Raw genomic sequence first — 14694 nt, 5'->3', positions numbered from 1 at the left:
GAGGAGCGCGAGACGGTGGAGGAGGTCGCCGAGCCCTTCCTCGTACGGGAGGGTCTGCTGGCCCGGACGCCCCGCGGCCGGGTCGCCACACCCGCGGCGTGGACGCACCTCGGACTCGTTCCGCCGCAGGCAGCGGGCCCGGGCGGCGCGGGGAGCGGCGCGGGAACGGGACAACAGGGGCTCTTCGGGGCGTGACGGTGCGGACACTCGCCCGGACCGGAACCGCGGTGCGATGCTGGACGTTGTTCCATCGATGCGGACTCGCCTAGACTCCGCCGATGCCGCCCTTTCTGGTCGGCGCGCCCACCCCCGAAGATCAGGCCGCGGTTTCTCCGCGACCGTGCGAAGGAAACCCGTCCCGTGAGCATCGTGACCCTCCTCCCCTTCATCGTCCTCATCGGGGCCATGTTCCTGATGACCCGCTCTGCCAAGAAGAAGCAGCAGGCGGCGGCGCAGATGCGCAACGAGATGCAGCCCGGCACCGGCGTACGGACGATCGGGGGGATGTACGCCACCGTCAAGGAGATCGGCGACGAGACCGTTCTCCTCGAGGTCGCGCCGGGCGTGCACGCGGTCTACGCCAAGAACGCGATCGGCGCGGTCCTCGAGGACTCCGAGTACAACCGGATCGTCCACGGCGACGAGGAGTCGGACGCCGACACCGTCGTCCCGGACGACGCCTCCTCGCTGACCGAGGCCGTCGAGGACGCGCAGCCCGTCGAGGACGCGCCGAAGACCGTCGAGGACGCGCCGAAGGCCGACCTGACGAAGAAGTCGGACGCGGCCGAGACCGACGCCGAGGGCCAGAAGGACGGCAAGGCCGACGGCGAGACCGACGCGAAGTAGTCGCGGCCGGGGACCGCGCACGCCCACCGGCGCGCGCGGTCCCCGGAACGGTTCCACGTCTGCGGGGGCAGGTCCCCACACACACTTCGTGGCCGTCTCGCGCATACCCGGCGCGAGGCGGTTGGACAGGGAGATACGACAGGTGGCAGCACCGAAGAAGGGCCGAAGGCCGGCGGGGGGACAGAGCCGTCCGGGCCGCGCCCTGGCACTCATCCTGATCGCCATGGTCGCGCTCACCGGCGGGATGTTCTGGTCGGGGCACACCACCCCGCGCCTCGGCATCGACCTCGCCGGCGGCACGTCGATCACGCTCAAGGCGAAGGCCGAGCCCGGCCAGGAGTCGGCGGTCAACGAGACCAACATGAACACGGCGGTCGGCATCATCGAGCGCCGTGTCAACGGTCTGGGTGTCTCCGAGGCCGAGGTTCAGACGCAGGGCGCCGAGAACATCATCGTCAACATCCCTCGCGGGACGAACGAGAAGCAGGCCCGCGAGCAGGTCGGCACCACCGCCCAGCTCTACTTCCGCCCCGTTCTCGCCGTCGCGCCCGCGGCGCCGCAGACGGCGCCGAGCGCCACGCCCTCCGGCAAGCCCTCGGGCTCGCCGAAGCCGTCCTCCTCCGCCTCCTCCGGCGCGACGGTGGGCGAGAAGTCGGCCACCCCGACGGCCACCGCCTCCACGCAGGGCCGTGCGCTCACCGAGGCCCTCAAGGCCCCGAGCCCGACGCCCACCACGAGCTCCTCGCCCTCCGGGAAGCCGAAGGCCACCGGGACCCCGCAGGCGCCCCCGAAGCCCGACCCCGCCACCGCGGCGCTGGAGCAGAAGTTCGCCACCCTGAACTGCCTCGACCCCAAGGCGCGCAGCGCCGCCGGCCAGGGCGTCAAGCCGGCCCAGCCCACCGTGGCCTGCGGCGAGGACTCCCCGGGCGTCTGGTCGAAGTACCTCCTGGGCCCGGCCGAGGTCGACGGCAAGGACGTCGACGACGCCAAGGGCGTCTTCGACCAGCAGCGCGGCATGTGGATCGTCACCATGGACTTCACGGACGGCGGCTCCAAGAAGTTCCAGTCGATCACCGGCAAGCTCTCCCAGCAGACCGACCCGCAGAACCGCTTCGCGATCGTCCTGGACGGCGACGTCGTCTCGGCGCCCTCCGTGCGCCAGACGCTCAGCGCCAGCGCGGAGATCTCCGGCAGCTTCAACCAGCAGTCCGCCCAGGACCTCGGCAACATCCTGTCCTACGGCGCCCTGCCCCTCACGTTCCAGACCCAGAGCGTCGACACCGTCACCGCCGCGCTCGGCGGCGACCAGCTGCAGGCCGGCATCCTGGCCGGCGCCATCGGCCTCGGCCTGGTCGTCATCTACCTGGTCGCCTACTACCGCGGCCTGTCGCTGATCGCCATCCTCAGCCTCGGCGTCTCGGCGCTCCTCACCTACGTGATCATGGCCCTGCTCGGCCCGGCCATCGGCTTCGCGCTGAACCTGCCGGCCGTCTGCGGCGCCATCGTCGCCATCGGCATCACCGCGGACTCGTTCATCGTCTACTTCGAACGCATCCGCGACGAGCTCCGCGAGGGCCGCACGCTCCGCCCGGCCGTCGAGCGCGCCTGGCCGCGCGCCCGCCGCACGATCCTGGTCTCCGACTTCGTGTCGTTCCTGGCCGCGGCCGTGCTGTTCATCGTCACCGTCGGCAAGGTCAAGGGCTTCGCGTTCACGCTCGGCCTGACCACCCTGCTCGACATCGTCGTGGTGTTCCTCTTCACCAAGCCGGTCATGACGCTGCTCGCCCGGACCAAGTTCTTCGGCAACGGCCACGCCTGGTCCGGTCTGGACCCGAAGCGGCTCGGCGCCAAGCCCCCGCTGCGCCGCGCCCGCCGTGCCCACGCCCCCGTCGACGCGAAGGAGGCGTGAGATGTCGAAGCTCGGCGATCTCGGCGCCCGGCTCCACCGCGGTGAGGTCGGTTACGACTTCATCGGCAACCGCAAGATCTGGTATGGCCTGTCCATCCTGATCACCATCACCGCCATCGTGGCCCTGGCCGTCCGCGGCCTCAACATGGGCATCGAGTTCCAGGGCGGCGCCGTCTTCACCACCCCGAAGACGGACGTCTCCGTCAGCCAGGCCCAGGACTACGCGGAAGAGGCCTCCGGCCACGACGCGATCGTCCAGAAGCTCGGCAACGGCTCCCTGCGCATCCAGGTCGGCGGTCTCGACACCGCGAAGTCCGACCAGGTCCGCGAGGAGCTCGCCAAGGACCTGAGCGTCCCCGAGGACAAGATCGCGGCTGAGCTCGTCGGCCCCAGCTGGGGCGAGCAGATCGCCACCAAGGCCTGGACCGGCCTCGGGGTCTTCATGATCCTCGTGGTGATCTACCTGGCCATCGCCTTCGAGTGGCGGATGGCGGTCGCGGCGCTCGTCGCCCTCATCCACGACCTCACGATCACGGTGGGCATCTACTCACTGGTCGGCTTCGAGGTCACCGTGGGCACGGTCATCGGTCTGCTGACGATCCTCGGCTACTCGCTGTACGACACCGTCGTCGTCTTCGACTCCCTCAAGGAGCAGACGAAGGACATCACGAAGCAGACCCGCTTCACCTACAGCGAGCTGGCCAACCGCTCGATCAACGGCACCCTGGTCCGTTCGATCAACACCACCGTCGTCGCGCTGCTGCCGGTCGCCGGCCTGCTCTTCATCGGTGGCGGCGTCCTCGGCGCCGGCATGCTCAACGACATCTCGCTGTCGCTGTTCGTGGGTCTCGCGGCCGGCGCGTACTCCTCGATCTTCATCGCCACCCCGCTCGTGGCGGACCTCAAGGAGCGCGAGCCGTCGATCAAGGCGCTCAGGAAGCGCATCCTGGCCAAGCGCGCCGGCGCCGCCGCCAAGGGCGAGCCGCTGGACGCGGCGGACGACCCGTCCGCCGAGGCCGCCGTCGTCGGCCCCCGGACGAGCCGTCGCGGCACCCGGGAGCACCGAGGATGACCGCGGAGGCCCCGGACGTCACCGAGCTCCTTCTCAGCCGCATCCGTGACGTCCCCGACTACCCGAAGCCGGGCGTGCTGTTCAAGGACATCACGCCGCTGCTCGCGGACCCGGCGGCGTTCACGGCGCTCACCGACGCCCTCGCCGCGCTGTGCTCCGCACAGGGCGCGACGAAGATCGTCGGCCTGGAGGCCCGCGGCTTCATCCTGGCCGCCCCGGTGGCCGTCCGCGCGGGCCTGGGCTTCATCCCGGTCCGCAAGGCCGGCAAGCTCCCCGGGGCCACGCTCCGCCAGGCGTACGAGCTGGAGTACGGCACCGCCGAGATCGAGGTGCACGCCGAGGACCTGACCGCGGGCGACCGCGTCATGGTCATCGACGACGTCCTCGCCACCGGTGGCACGGCCGAGGCCTCCCTCGAGCTGATCCGCCGCGCGGGCGCCGAGGTCGCGGGCGTCGCCGTCCTCATGGAGCTCGGCTTCCTCCCGGGCCGCGCCCGGCTGGAACCGGCCCTGAACGGCGCGCCGCTCACGGCGCTGATCACGGTCTGACATCGGGGTCCACCCCGATCGGGGCGCTCCGGGGAATCCCGGGGCGCCCCTCCGCGTTCTCCTGGACGACCCCGGGGCCCGCGCCACTGCCCGTCCGGGAGCCGTCCGAAACCCGGGCGCGTGAGCACCGCGAGTCGTGGCTCGATACCATGGCCTTTCCGGGCCTGACCGGGGGACCCGGAACCTCCCCCAGACTCCGTCCGGGGGGACCGCAGAGGAGCGCTTCTTGCCAGACGAGGCCCAGTCACTCTCCGCCGCGCAGCCCGACCCGAAGGCCGAGGAGGCCGCGCCGGGGACGGGCACGCCCCAGAACAAGCCGGCGGAGACCAGGCCTGCGCCGGCCGCGCCCGCCGCCCCCGAGCGGCCCGCGCCCGCCCGCTCCGGCGGCTCGTCCAACCGCGTCCGCGCCCGCCTCGCACGGCTCGGCGTCCAGCGCTCCTCCCCGTACAACCCGGTCCTCGAACCGCTGCTGCGGATCGTCCGCTCCAACGACCCCAAGATCGAGACGGCGACGCTCCGCCAGATCGAGCGGGCCTACCAGGTCGCCGAGCGCTGGCACCGCGGCCAGAAGCGCAAGAGCGGCGACCCGTACATCACGCACCCGCTCGCCGTCACCACCATCCTCGCCGAGCTCGGCATGGACCCGGCGACCCTGATGGCCGGGCTGCTCCACGACACCGTCGAGGACACCGAGTACGGCCTGGAGGACCTGCGCCGCGACTTCGGCGACCAGGTCACGCTCCTCGTCGACGGCGTCACCAAGCTCGACAAGGTCAGGTTCGGCGAGGCCGCGCAGGCCGAGACCGTCCGCAAGATGGTCGTGGCCATGGCCAAGGACCCGCGCGTCCTGGTCATCAAGCTCGCCGACCGCCTGCACAACATGCGCACCATGCGCTATCTCAAGCGGGAGAAGCAGGAGAAGAAGGCCCGCGAGACCCTCGAGATCTACGCCCCGCTGGCGCACCGGCTGGGCATGAACACCATCAAGTGGGAGCTGGAGGACCTCGCCTTCGCGATCCTCTACCCCAAGATGTACGACGAGATCGTCCGGCTCGTCGCCGAGCGCGCCCCCAAGCGGGACGAGTACCTCGCCATAGTGACCGACGAGGTCCAGGCCGACCTGCGGGCCGCCCGGATCAAGGCCACCGTCACCGGCCGCCCCAAGCACTACTACAGCGTCTACCAGAAGATGATCGTCCGCGGCCGTGACTTCGCGGAGATCTACGACCTGGTCGGCATCCGCGTCCTCGTGGACACCGTCCGCGACTGCTACGCGGCCCTCGGCACCGTCCACGCGCGATGGAACCCGGTCCCCGGCCGGTTCAAGGACTACATCGCGATGCCGAAGTTCAACATGTACCAGTCGCTGCACACGACGGTCATCGGGCCCAACGGCAAGCCCGTCGAGCTCCAGATCCGCACCTTCGACATGCACCGGCGCGCCGAGTACGGCATCGCCGCGCACTGGAAGTACAAGCAGGAGGCCGTCGCCGGCGCCTCCAAGGTGCGCACCGACGTGCCGAAGAAGACCGGCAAGGACGACCACCTCAACGACATGGCGTGGCTGCGCCAGCTCCTCGACTGGCAGAAGGAGACCGAGGACCCCGGAGAGTTCCTGGAGTCCCTGCGCTTCGACCTCTCCCGCAACGAGGTCTTCGTCTTCACGCCGAAGGGCGACGTCATCGCGCTGCCCGCCGGCGCCACCCCCGTCGACTTCTCGTACGCGGTCCACACCGAGGTCGGCCACCGCACCATAGGGGCGCGGGTCAACGGGCGGCTCGTGCCGCTCGAATCGACCCTCGACAACGGCGACCTGGTCGAGGTCTTCACCTCCAAGGCCGCCGGCGCCGGCCCCTCCCGCGACTGGCTGGGCTTCGTCAAGTCCCCGCGCGCCCGGAACAAGATCCGCGCCTGGTTCTCCAAGGAGCGCCGCGACGAGGCCATCGAGCAGGGCAAGGACGCCATCGCGCGGGCCATGCGCAAGCAGAACCTGCCGATCCAGCGGATCCTGACCGGCGACTCCCTCGTCACCCTCGCCCACGAGATGCGCTACAGCGACATCTCCTCGCTGTACGCGGCGATCGGCGAGGGCCACGTCACCGCCCAGTCCATCGTGCAGAAGCTGGTGCAGGCGCTCGGCGGCGAGGAGGCCGCCACCGAGGACATCGACGAGACCGCCCCGCCGACCCGCGGCCGGTCCAAGCGCCGCTCCAGCACCGACCCCGGCGTCGTCGTCAAGGGCGTCGAGGACGTCTGGGTCAAGCTGGCCCGCTGCTGCACGCCCGTCCCCGGCGACCCGATCATCGGCTTCGTCACCCGGGGCAGCGGCGTGTCGGTCCACCGCAGCGACTGCGTCAACGTGGAGTCGCTCTCCCGGGAGCCGGAGCGGATCCTGGAGGTCGAGTGGGCCCCGACCCAGTCCTCGGTCTTCCTCGTCGCCATCCAGGTCGAGGCCCTGGACCGCTCCCGGCTCCTCTCGGACGTCACCCGGGTCCTCTCGGACCAGCACGTCAACATCCTCTCGGCGGCCGTCCAGACCTCCCGCGACCGGGTGGCCACCTCCCGCTTCACCTTCGAGATGGGCGACCCGAAGCACCTGGGGCACGTCCTGAAGGCCGTGCGGGGCGTGGAGGGCGTCTACGACGTCTACCGCGTGACCAGCGCCCGGCGCCCGTAGCGGCACACGAGGAAGGCCCCCGGCACGGAGCCGGGGGCCTTCCTCGTGGAGCAGGGGTCGGGGCGTCAGCCGCCGAACTCCTCCAGGCCCTTCAGCGCCTGGTCGAGCAGGGCCTGACGGCCCTCCAGCTCACGCGCCAGCTTGTCGGCCTTGGCGTCGTTGCCGGCGGCGCGGGCCGCGTCGATCTGCTTGCGCAGCTTCTCGACGGCGTCCTGGAGCTGACCGGTCAGACCCGCGGCACGCGCACGCGCCTCCGGGTTCGTCCGGCGCCACTCGGCCTCCTCGGCCTCCTGGATCGCCCGCTCCACCGCGTGCATCCGGCCCTCGACCTTGGGGCGGGCGTCGCGCGGGACGTGCCCGACGGCCTCCCAGCGCTCGTTGAGGGAACGGAAGGCCGCGCGCGCCGCCTTCAGGTCCGTCACCGGCACCAGCTTCTCGGCCTCGGACGCGAGCTCCTCCTTCAGCTTGAGGTTCTCGGTCTGCTCCGCGTCCCGCTCGGCGAAGACCTCGCCGCGCGCCGCGAAGAAGACGTCCTGGGCGCCGCGGAAGCGGTTCCACAGGTCGTCCTCGTGCTCGCGCTGCGCGCGGCCGGCCGCCTTCCACTCCGCCATCAGCTCGCGGTAGCGGGCCGCGGTGTTGCCCCAGTCCGTGGAGTTCGACAGCGACTCCGCCTCGGCGACCAGGCGCTCCTTCGCCTTGCGGGCGTCCTCGCGCTGGGCGTCCAGCGACGCGAAGTGGGCCTTGCGGCGCTTCGAGAACGCCGAGCGGGCGTGCGAGAAGCGGTGCCACAGCTCGTCGTCGGACTTGCGGTCGAGCCGGGGAAGGCCCTTCCAGGTGTCCACGAGCGCCCGCAGCCGCTCGCCCGCGGAGCGCCACTGCTCGCTCTGGGCCAGCTCCTCGGCCTCGGTGACGAGCCGCTCCTTGGCGGCGCGCGCCTCGTCGGTCTGCTTGGCCTTCTGGGCCTTGCGCTCCTCGCGGCGCGAGTCGACCGTCTCGACGAGCTTGTCGAGACGGGCCGCGAGCGCGGCCAGGTCGCCGACGGCGTGGTGCTCGTCGACCTGCTGCCGGATGTGCTCGATCGCCGCGGTGGCGTCCTTCGCCGAGAGGTCGGTGGTCCTCACCCGCTTCTCGAGGAGGCCGATCTCGACAACCAAGCCCTCGTACTTGCGCTCGAAGTAGGCCAGGGCCTCCTCAGGGGTGCCGGCCTGCCACGATCCGACGACCTTCTCGCCCTCGGCCGTCCGCACGTACACGGTGCCCGTCTCGTCGACGCGGCCCCACGGGTCGCTGCTCACAGCGCCTCCTCACCATGATGCCGTCGCGGGGTCGTACCCCCCGGGCATCGTCCACAGTTTCCCGGCGGGCCTCGCCCGCCTTCCGCAGCGCGGCCGACGGCCCACGCTGCACAACGCCAATCTAGGCGAACGGCGGCCCGGCTGTCCGCACTCAGCGCGACCGAGATTCGGCGGCCACGCGCGCGTGCTCGCGAAAGGTCACGCGCGCGTGCGGACGAGCGGGCTCACTTCTTCGTGACGGTCGCCTTCTCGACGGTGACGGGCTTCTTCGGGGCACCGTCCGTCGCGCCGCCCTCGACACCCGCCTTCGCCACGTCCTGGACCGCCTTGAGGCCGGCCGCGTCGATCTTCCCGAAGGGGGTGTAGGTCGGCGGCAGCTTGGTGTCCTTGTAGACGAGGAAGAACTGCGAGCCGCCGGAGCCCGGCTGCCCGGTGTTGGCCATGGCGACGGTGCCGGCCGGGAAGGTCACGGTGCCGTCCGCGCCCGCCTTGCCGAGGGCGCCCAGGTTCTCGTCGGGGATCGTGTAGCCGGGGCCGCCGGTGCCGTCGCCCTTGGGGTCGCCGCACTGGAGCACGTAGATGCCCTGGGTCGTGAGGCGGTGGCACTTGGTCCCGTCGAAGTACTTCTTGTCGGCGAGGTGCTGGAACGAGTTCACCGTGTGCGGGGTCTTCGCCGCGTCCATGGTGATCGTGACGGCGCCCTCGTTCGTCTTCAGGGCCATCGCGTACGTGGCCTTCGTGTCCACGGTCAGCTTCGGCTCCGGGCTCTTCGACTCGCTCTCCGTGGGCGTCGGGGTGCCGGTCGGGCTGTCGCCCGCCGCGCTGTCCGAGCCCTTCGAGGAATCGTCCGTCAGCGCCACGGAGGCGTACACGGCGCCGCCCGCGGCCAGCACCACCGCGAGGGCGGCCGCGATGACGGTGTTGCGGCGCTTCGCCTTGCGCCGGTTCTCCTCCCGCCGCTGCTGCTGCCGCGCGTACTTCTCCCTGGCAAGCTGCCGCCGCCGCTGATCGCTGGTGACCACCGGGTCCGCTCCTTGTCGCTCGTCTGTTCCTGTCCTGGCCGGATGTGCCCGTACCGTATACGGGTTGGCTGTGGAAGCGGCACCGCCGGTAGGCTCTGATCTGCCGCATTCCGTGTTTCCACGAGTTCCGCGCCCCCGTGCCGGACGACACCTAAGGACGAACGTGCTGATTGCCGGGTTCCCCGCCGGGGCCTGGGGGACCAACTGCTATCTGGTCGCCCCCGCCGCAGGCGAGGAGTGCGTGATCATCGACCCCGGCCACCAGGCCGCGCAGGGTGTCGAGGAGACGCTGAAGAAGCATCGGCTCAAGCCCGTCGCCGTCGTCCTCACCCATGGACACATCGACCACGTCGCCTCCGTCGTTCCGGTGTGCGGCGCCCATGACGTCCCCGCGTGGATCCACCCGTCCGACCGCTACATGATGAGCGACCCGGAGAAGGCCCTCGGCCGCTCCATCGGGATGCCCCTCATGGGCGAGCTGACCGTGGGAGAACCCGACGACGTGCGCGAGCTCGCCGACGGCGCCCGGTTGGAGCTCGCCGGTCTGGAGTTCTCCGTCGCCCACGCGCCCGGTCATACCAAGGGGTCGGTGACCTTCCGGATGCCCGAGACCACGGAGGTCCCCTCCGTGTTCTTCTCCGGGGATCTGCTGTTCGCCGGCTCCATCGGACGCACCGACCTTCCCGGCGGTGACATGGACGAGATGCTCGCGTCGCTGGCCCGCGTGTGCCTGCCGCTCGACAACTCGACCGTGGTCCTGTCGGGACACGGTCCCCAGACGACCATCGGCCAGGAGCGCGCCACGAACCCCTATCTGCGGGACGTGGCCGCCGGCCGCCAAGGGAGCGGCAGCACGGACGCTCCCCGACGAGGAATGTGACGACTCACGTGAGCAGCTTCAAGGCCCCCAAGGGCACGTACGACCTGATCCCGCCGTTCTCCGCCACGTACCTGGCGGTCCGTGACGCGATCGCCGCGCCGCTGCGGAAGTCGGGCTACGGCTACGTCGAGACCCCCGGCTTCGAGGACGTGAACCTCTTCGCCCGCGGCGTCGGCGAGTCCACCGACATCGTCAGCAAGGAGATGTACGCCTTCGAGACCAAGGGCGGCGACAAGCTCGCCCTGCGCCCCGAGGGCACCGCCTCCGTGCTGCGCGCCGCCCTGGAGGCGAACCTGCACAAGCAGGGCAACCTCCCCGTGAAGCTCTGGTACTCCGGCTCGTACTACCGCTACGAGCGCCCGCAGAAGGGCCGCTACAGGCACTTCTCCCAGGTCGGCGCCGAGGCGATCGGCGCCGAGGACCCGGCGCTGGACGCCGAGCTGATCATCCTGGCCGACGAGGCGTACCGCGCCCTCGGCCTGCGGAACTTCCGCATCCTGCTGAACTCGCTCGGCGACAAGGAGTGCCGCCCCGTCTACCGCGAGGCCCTGCAGACCTTCCTGCGCGGCCTCGATCTCGACGAGGACACCCTGCGCCGCGCCGAGATCAACCCGCTGCGGGTCCTCGACGACAAGCGGGCCGACGTCCAGAAGCAGCTGGTCGACGCCCCGCTCCTGCGCGACTACCTGTGCGACGCGTGCAAGGCGTACCACGAGGAGGTGCGCGCGCTGATCACCGCGGCGGGCGTGGTCTTCGAGGACGACCCGAAGCTGGTGCGCGGCCTGGACTACTACACCCGGACCACCTTCGAGTTCGTGCACGACGGTCTCGGCTCGCAGTCCGCGGTCGGCGGCGGCGGCCGCTACGACGGCCTCTCCGAGATGATCGGCGGCCCCGCGCTGCCGTCGGTGGGCTGGGCGCTCGGCGTGGACCGCACGGTCCTCGCCCTGGAGGCGGAGGGCGTCGAGCTCGACGTCCCCGCGGCCACCAGCGTCTTCGCCGTCGCCCTCGGCGAGGAGGCCCGTCGGCTCCTCTTCGGCAAGGTCACCGAGCTCCGCAGGGCCGGCGTCGCCGCCGACTTCTCCTTCGGCGGCAAGGGCCTCAAGGGCGCGATGAAGGACGCCAACCGCTCGGGCGCCCGCCTCGCCGTCGTCGCCGGCGAGCGCGACCTCGCCGAGGGCGTCGTCCAGCTCAAGGACATGGAGTCCGGCGAGCAGCAGGCGGTCGCCCTGGACGGTCTCGTGGAGGCGGTACGGGCCAAGCTGGCCTGATCCGACGTACGGAAGGGCCCGGACCACACGCCTGGTCCGGGCCCTTCCTTATCTCCCGCGAACGGCCGGAGGACAGGTCCGTGTTGCAGAATGACCGTGCCCACAAGGCCGGTCGAGCGAGGAAAAGGTGACATGGCGAAGGCAGCGGTGGACGAGGTCGGATCCGGCCGGGACGGCGACGGCACGATCGGGGCGAGCCGGGCCTTCTCCTGGCTCCTCGTGATCACCGGCGCGGCCGGACTGCTCGCCGCCTGGGTCATCACCATCGACAAGTTCAAGCTGCTCGAAGACCCCGGCTTCACGCCCGGGTGCAGCCTCAACCCGATCGTCTCCTGCGGCAACGTCATGAAGAGCGAGCAGGCCTCGGTCTTCGGCTTCCCGAACCCGATGCTCGGCCTCGTCGCCTACGGCATGGTCGTCGCGATCGGCGTGGGCCTGCTCGCCGGCGCCCGCCACCGCCGCTGGTACTGGCTCGGCCTCAACGCCGGAACGCTCTTCGGCGTCGGCTTCTGCACCTGGCTGACGTACCAGTCGCTGTACGAGATCAACTCGCTCTGCCTGTGGTGCTGCCTCACCTGGACCGCCACCATCGTCATGTTCTGGTACGTGACCTCGCACAACGTGCGCCGCGGCGTCCTCCCCGCCCCCGCCGGCCTGAGGACCTTCTTCGACGAGTTCACCTGGGTCCTGCCCGTCCTGCACGTCGGGATCATCGGCATGCTGATCCTGACCCGCTGGTGGGACTTCTGGACGAGCTGACGGGAACCCGGACTGTCGGTGCGGTGACCTAGGCTTCGACACTGTGGAGCCCGACCTCTTTACCGCAGCAGCAGAAGACCGCCAGGAGAAGGACCCGACCAGCAGCCCGCTGGCCGTGCGGATGCGCCCCCGCACCCTCGACGAGGTGGTGGGCCAGCAGCACCTGCTCAAGCCCGGGTCGCCGCTGCGCCGGCTCGTCGGCGACGGGGACGGCGGCCCCGCCGGCGCCTCCTCGGTGATCCTCTGGGGGCCGCCGGGGATCGGCAAGACGACCCTCGCGTACGTCGTCTCCAAGGCCACGAACAAGCGCTTCGTGGAGCTCTCCGCGATCACCGCCGGCGTCAAGGAGGTCCGGGCCGTCATCGACGGCGCCCGGCGCGCGGTCGGCGGCTTCGGCAAGGAGACCGTCCTCTTCCTCGACGAGATCCACCGCTTCTCCAAGGCCCAGCAGGACTCGCTCCTGCCGGCCGTCGAGAACCGCTGGGTGACGCTGATCGCCGCCACCACGGAGAACCCGTACTTCTCCGTGATCTCCCCGCTCCTCTCCCGCTCCCTGCTCCTCACCCTGGAACCGCTGACCGACGAGGACCTGAAGGGCCTGATGACCCGGGCCCTCACCGACGAGCGGGGCCTCGGCGGGGCCGTGACCCTGCCGGAGGACGCCGAGGCGCACCTCCTGCGCGTCGCCGGCGGCGACGCCCGGCGGGCCCTGACCGCCCTGGAGGCCGCGGCGGGCGCGGCGATCGCCAAGGGCGAGGCCGAGATCACCCTCCAGACCGTGGAGGAGACCGTCGACCGCGCGGCCGTGAAGTACGACCGGGACGGCGACCAGCACTACGACGTGGCGAGCGCGCTCATCAAGTCGATCCGCGGTTCGGACGTGGACGCGGCCCTGCACTACCTGGCGCGGATGATCGAGGCGGGGGAGGACCCGCGCTTCATCGCCCGCCGGCTGATGATCTCCGCGAGCGAGGACATCGGCCTCGCCGACCCGAACGCCCTGCCGATCGCCGTCGCCGCCGCCCAGGCCGTCGCCATGATCGGCTTCCCCGAGGCGGCCCTCACCCTGAGCCACGCCACCATCGCCCTGGCGCTGGCCCCGAAGTCGAACGCGGCGACGACCGCGATCGGCGCCGCCCTCGCCGACGTGCGGGGCGGCCTGGCGGGCGCGGTCCCGCCGCACCTGCGCGACGGCCACTACAAGGGCGCGACCAAGCTCGGCCACGCCCAGGGCTACGTGTACCCCCACGACGTACCGGGCGGCATCGCGGCCCAGCAGTACGCCCCGGACACCCTCCACGGCCGCCGGTACTACGAGCCCACCCGCTACGGCGCGGAGGCGAGGTACGCGGACGTGGTGGAGCGGGTGCGCGAACGCCTGAAGGGCGAAGGGGGCTAGGGCCCGTCGTCCGGATCGGGTCCCGGATCCCCGGGCGGTACGAGGGCGCTCCCCGGAGCCGGTACACTGGTCCGGATCGCTGCGTCCCGTGTCCGGCTCCGGTCGGCACCACCAGAACGGGACAGTCAGTCGGAGACCCGGCCCCCGGCGGGGTCTCCAGGAGCGTCGCGCACCTTCGAGGGTGTCGCGTGCCACCCATCACCACCCGGATTCCCGGGAGCGGCGATGGGTCGTTCGCGTGCTGCACGTATGTGCCCAGACCTGGGAGCGGCTGCCCGACAGGTCCGTCCCGTACGGACCCGGCGGGTTTCCCGGCTGCGGATGCGACCTCCCCTAACCCTGGTGAAGCCGTTTTCGCATCAATGAGAGAGGTTGGTTCATGCCGAACCAGTCCCGTCCCAAGGTCAAGAAGTCGCGTGCCCTCGGCATCGCGCTGACCCCCAAGGCCGTCAAGTACTTCGAGGCCCGCCCCTACCCGCCGGGCGAGCACGGCCGCGGCCGCAAGCAGAACTCGGACTACAAGGTCCGTCTGCTCGAGAAGCAGCGTCTGCGCGCCCAGTACGACATCAGCGAGCGCCAGATGGCGCGCGCCTACGACCGCGCCAAGAAGGCCGAGGGCAAGACGGGCGAGGCGCTGGTCGTCGAGCTCGAGCGTCGCCTCGACGCCCTGGTCCTGCGTTCGGGCATCGCCCGCACCATCTACCAGGCCCGCCAGATGGTCGTGCACGGTCACATCCAGGTCAACGGCGGCAAGGTCGACAAGCCGTCGTTCCGCGTCCGTCCGGACGACGTCGTCATGGTCCGCGAGCGCAGCCGCACCAAGCCGCTGTTCGAGATGGCCCGTGAGGGTGGCTTCGCCGCCGACGGCGAGACCCCGCGCTACCTGCAGGTCAACCTGAAGGCCCTGGCCTTCCGCCTCGACCGCGACCCGAACCGCAAGGAAATCCCGGTCATCTGCGACGAGCAGCTGGTCGTCGAGTACTACGCCCGCTGATCCCGGCGCCGGCGCAGTACCA

At 71.1% G+C, this 14694-nt stretch carries 13 protein-coding genes; 11 read left to right on the top strand and 2 right to left on the bottom strand.

Features of this window, described 5'->3' with window-relative positions:
• The 6 genes from ACZ66Z_RS29375 to ACZ66Z_RS29350 form a co-directional block, all read left to right on the top strand.
• Positions 1-195, top strand: a 195-nt coding sequence (locus tag ACZ66Z_RS29375) for a Holliday junction DNA helicase RuvB C-terminal domain-containing protein (protein ID WP_469938378.1), incomplete at its 5' end; no start/stop codon positions are given.
• A gap of 165 nt (positions 196-360) precedes the next feature.
• On the top strand, positions 361-846 hold the full coding sequence (gene yajC / locus ACZ66Z_RS29370; RefSeq protein ID WP_469938377.1) for a preprotein translocase subunit YajC: 486 nt from the start codon (positions 361-363) through the stop codon (positions 844-846).
• A gap of 142 nt (positions 847-988) precedes the next feature.
• Positions 989-2755: a protein translocase subunit SecD gene (gene secD / locus ACZ66Z_RS29365; protein ID WP_469938376.1), complete on the top strand. Its 1767-nt coding sequence runs from the start codon at positions 989-991 to the stop codon at positions 2753-2755.
• A 1-nt stretch (position 2756) separates the two neighbouring features.
• Positions 2757-3827, top strand: a complete 1071-nt coding sequence (gene secF / locus ACZ66Z_RS29360; protein ID WP_469938375.1) for a protein translocase subunit SecF — start codon at positions 2757-2759, stop codon at positions 3825-3827.
• Positions 3824-4375: an adenine phosphoribosyltransferase gene (locus ACZ66Z_RS29355; RefSeq protein ID WP_469938374.1), complete on the top strand. Its 552-nt coding sequence runs from the start codon at positions 3824-3826 to the stop codon at positions 4373-4375. The genes secF and ACZ66Z_RS29355 overlap by 4 nt, the downstream gene beginning before the upstream one ends.
• Positions 4376-4601: 226 nt before the next feature.
• Entirely contained in the window at positions 4602-7052 is a 2451-nt protein-coding gene (locus tag ACZ66Z_RS29350; protein WP_469938373.1) for a RelA/SpoT family protein, read from the top strand.
• Positions 7053-7117: 65 nt separating this feature from the next.
• Here the strand turns inward: ACZ66Z_RS29350 and ACZ66Z_RS29345 are convergent, their stop codons facing one another.
• A complete protein-coding gene (locus ACZ66Z_RS29345) occupies positions 7118-8347 on the bottom strand; it encodes a DUF349 domain-containing protein (protein ID WP_469938372.1) in 1230 nt (409 codons plus the stop codon).
• Positions 8348-8571: 224 nt separating this feature from the next.
• Positions 8572-9369, bottom strand: coding sequence for a peptidylprolyl isomerase (locus ACZ66Z_RS29340; RefSeq protein WP_469938371.1), 798 nt, complete (start codon positions 9367-9369; stop codon positions 8572-8574).
• A gap of 163 nt (positions 9370-9532) precedes the next feature.
• On the opposite strand from ACZ66Z_RS29340, the gene ACZ66Z_RS29335 reads away from it, so the two are divergent.
• The 5 genes from ACZ66Z_RS29335 to rpsD all read left to right on the top strand — a co-directional run bounded on the left by ACZ66Z_RS29335 (position 9533) and on the right by rpsD (position 14672).
• Positions 9533-10249 carry an MBL fold metallo-hydrolase gene (locus tag ACZ66Z_RS29335; RefSeq protein WP_469938370.1) on the top strand — a complete coding sequence of 239 codons (717 nt, stop codon included), beginning with the start codon at positions 9533-9535 and terminating at the stop codon, positions 10247-10249.
• Positions 10250-10257: 8 nt separating this feature from the next.
• A complete protein-coding gene (gene hisS, locus ACZ66Z_RS29330; RefSeq protein ID WP_469938369.1) occupies positions 10258-11520 on the top strand; it encodes a histidine--tRNA ligase in 1263 nt (420 codons plus the stop codon).
• A gap of 132 nt (positions 11521-11652) precedes the next feature.
• Complete coding sequence (locus ACZ66Z_RS29325) at positions 11653-12279, top strand: vitamin K epoxide reductase family protein (protein ID WP_469938368.1); 627 nt, start codon at positions 11653-11655, stop codon at positions 12277-12279.
• A 43-nt stretch (positions 12280-12322) separates the two neighbouring features.
• Positions 12323-13678 carry a replication-associated recombination protein A gene (locus ACZ66Z_RS29320; RefSeq protein ID WP_469938367.1) on the top strand — a complete coding sequence of 452 codons (1356 nt, stop codon included), beginning with the start codon at positions 12323-12325 and terminating at the stop codon, positions 13676-13678.
• A 379-nt stretch (positions 13679-14057) separates the two neighbouring features.
• Positions 14058-14672: a 30S ribosomal protein S4 gene (rpsD, locus tag ACZ66Z_RS29315; RefSeq protein ID WP_015032311.1), complete on the top strand. Its 615-nt coding sequence runs from the start codon at positions 14058-14060 to the stop codon at positions 14670-14672.
• Positions 14673-14694 lie beyond the last annotated feature (22 nt).

This window comes from Streptomyces sp. NPDC107498, from assembly GCF_055582805.1.
The sequence above is the reverse complement of the archived record's forward strand: the minus strand, read 5'-3'. Positions and strand labels throughout refer to the sequence as shown.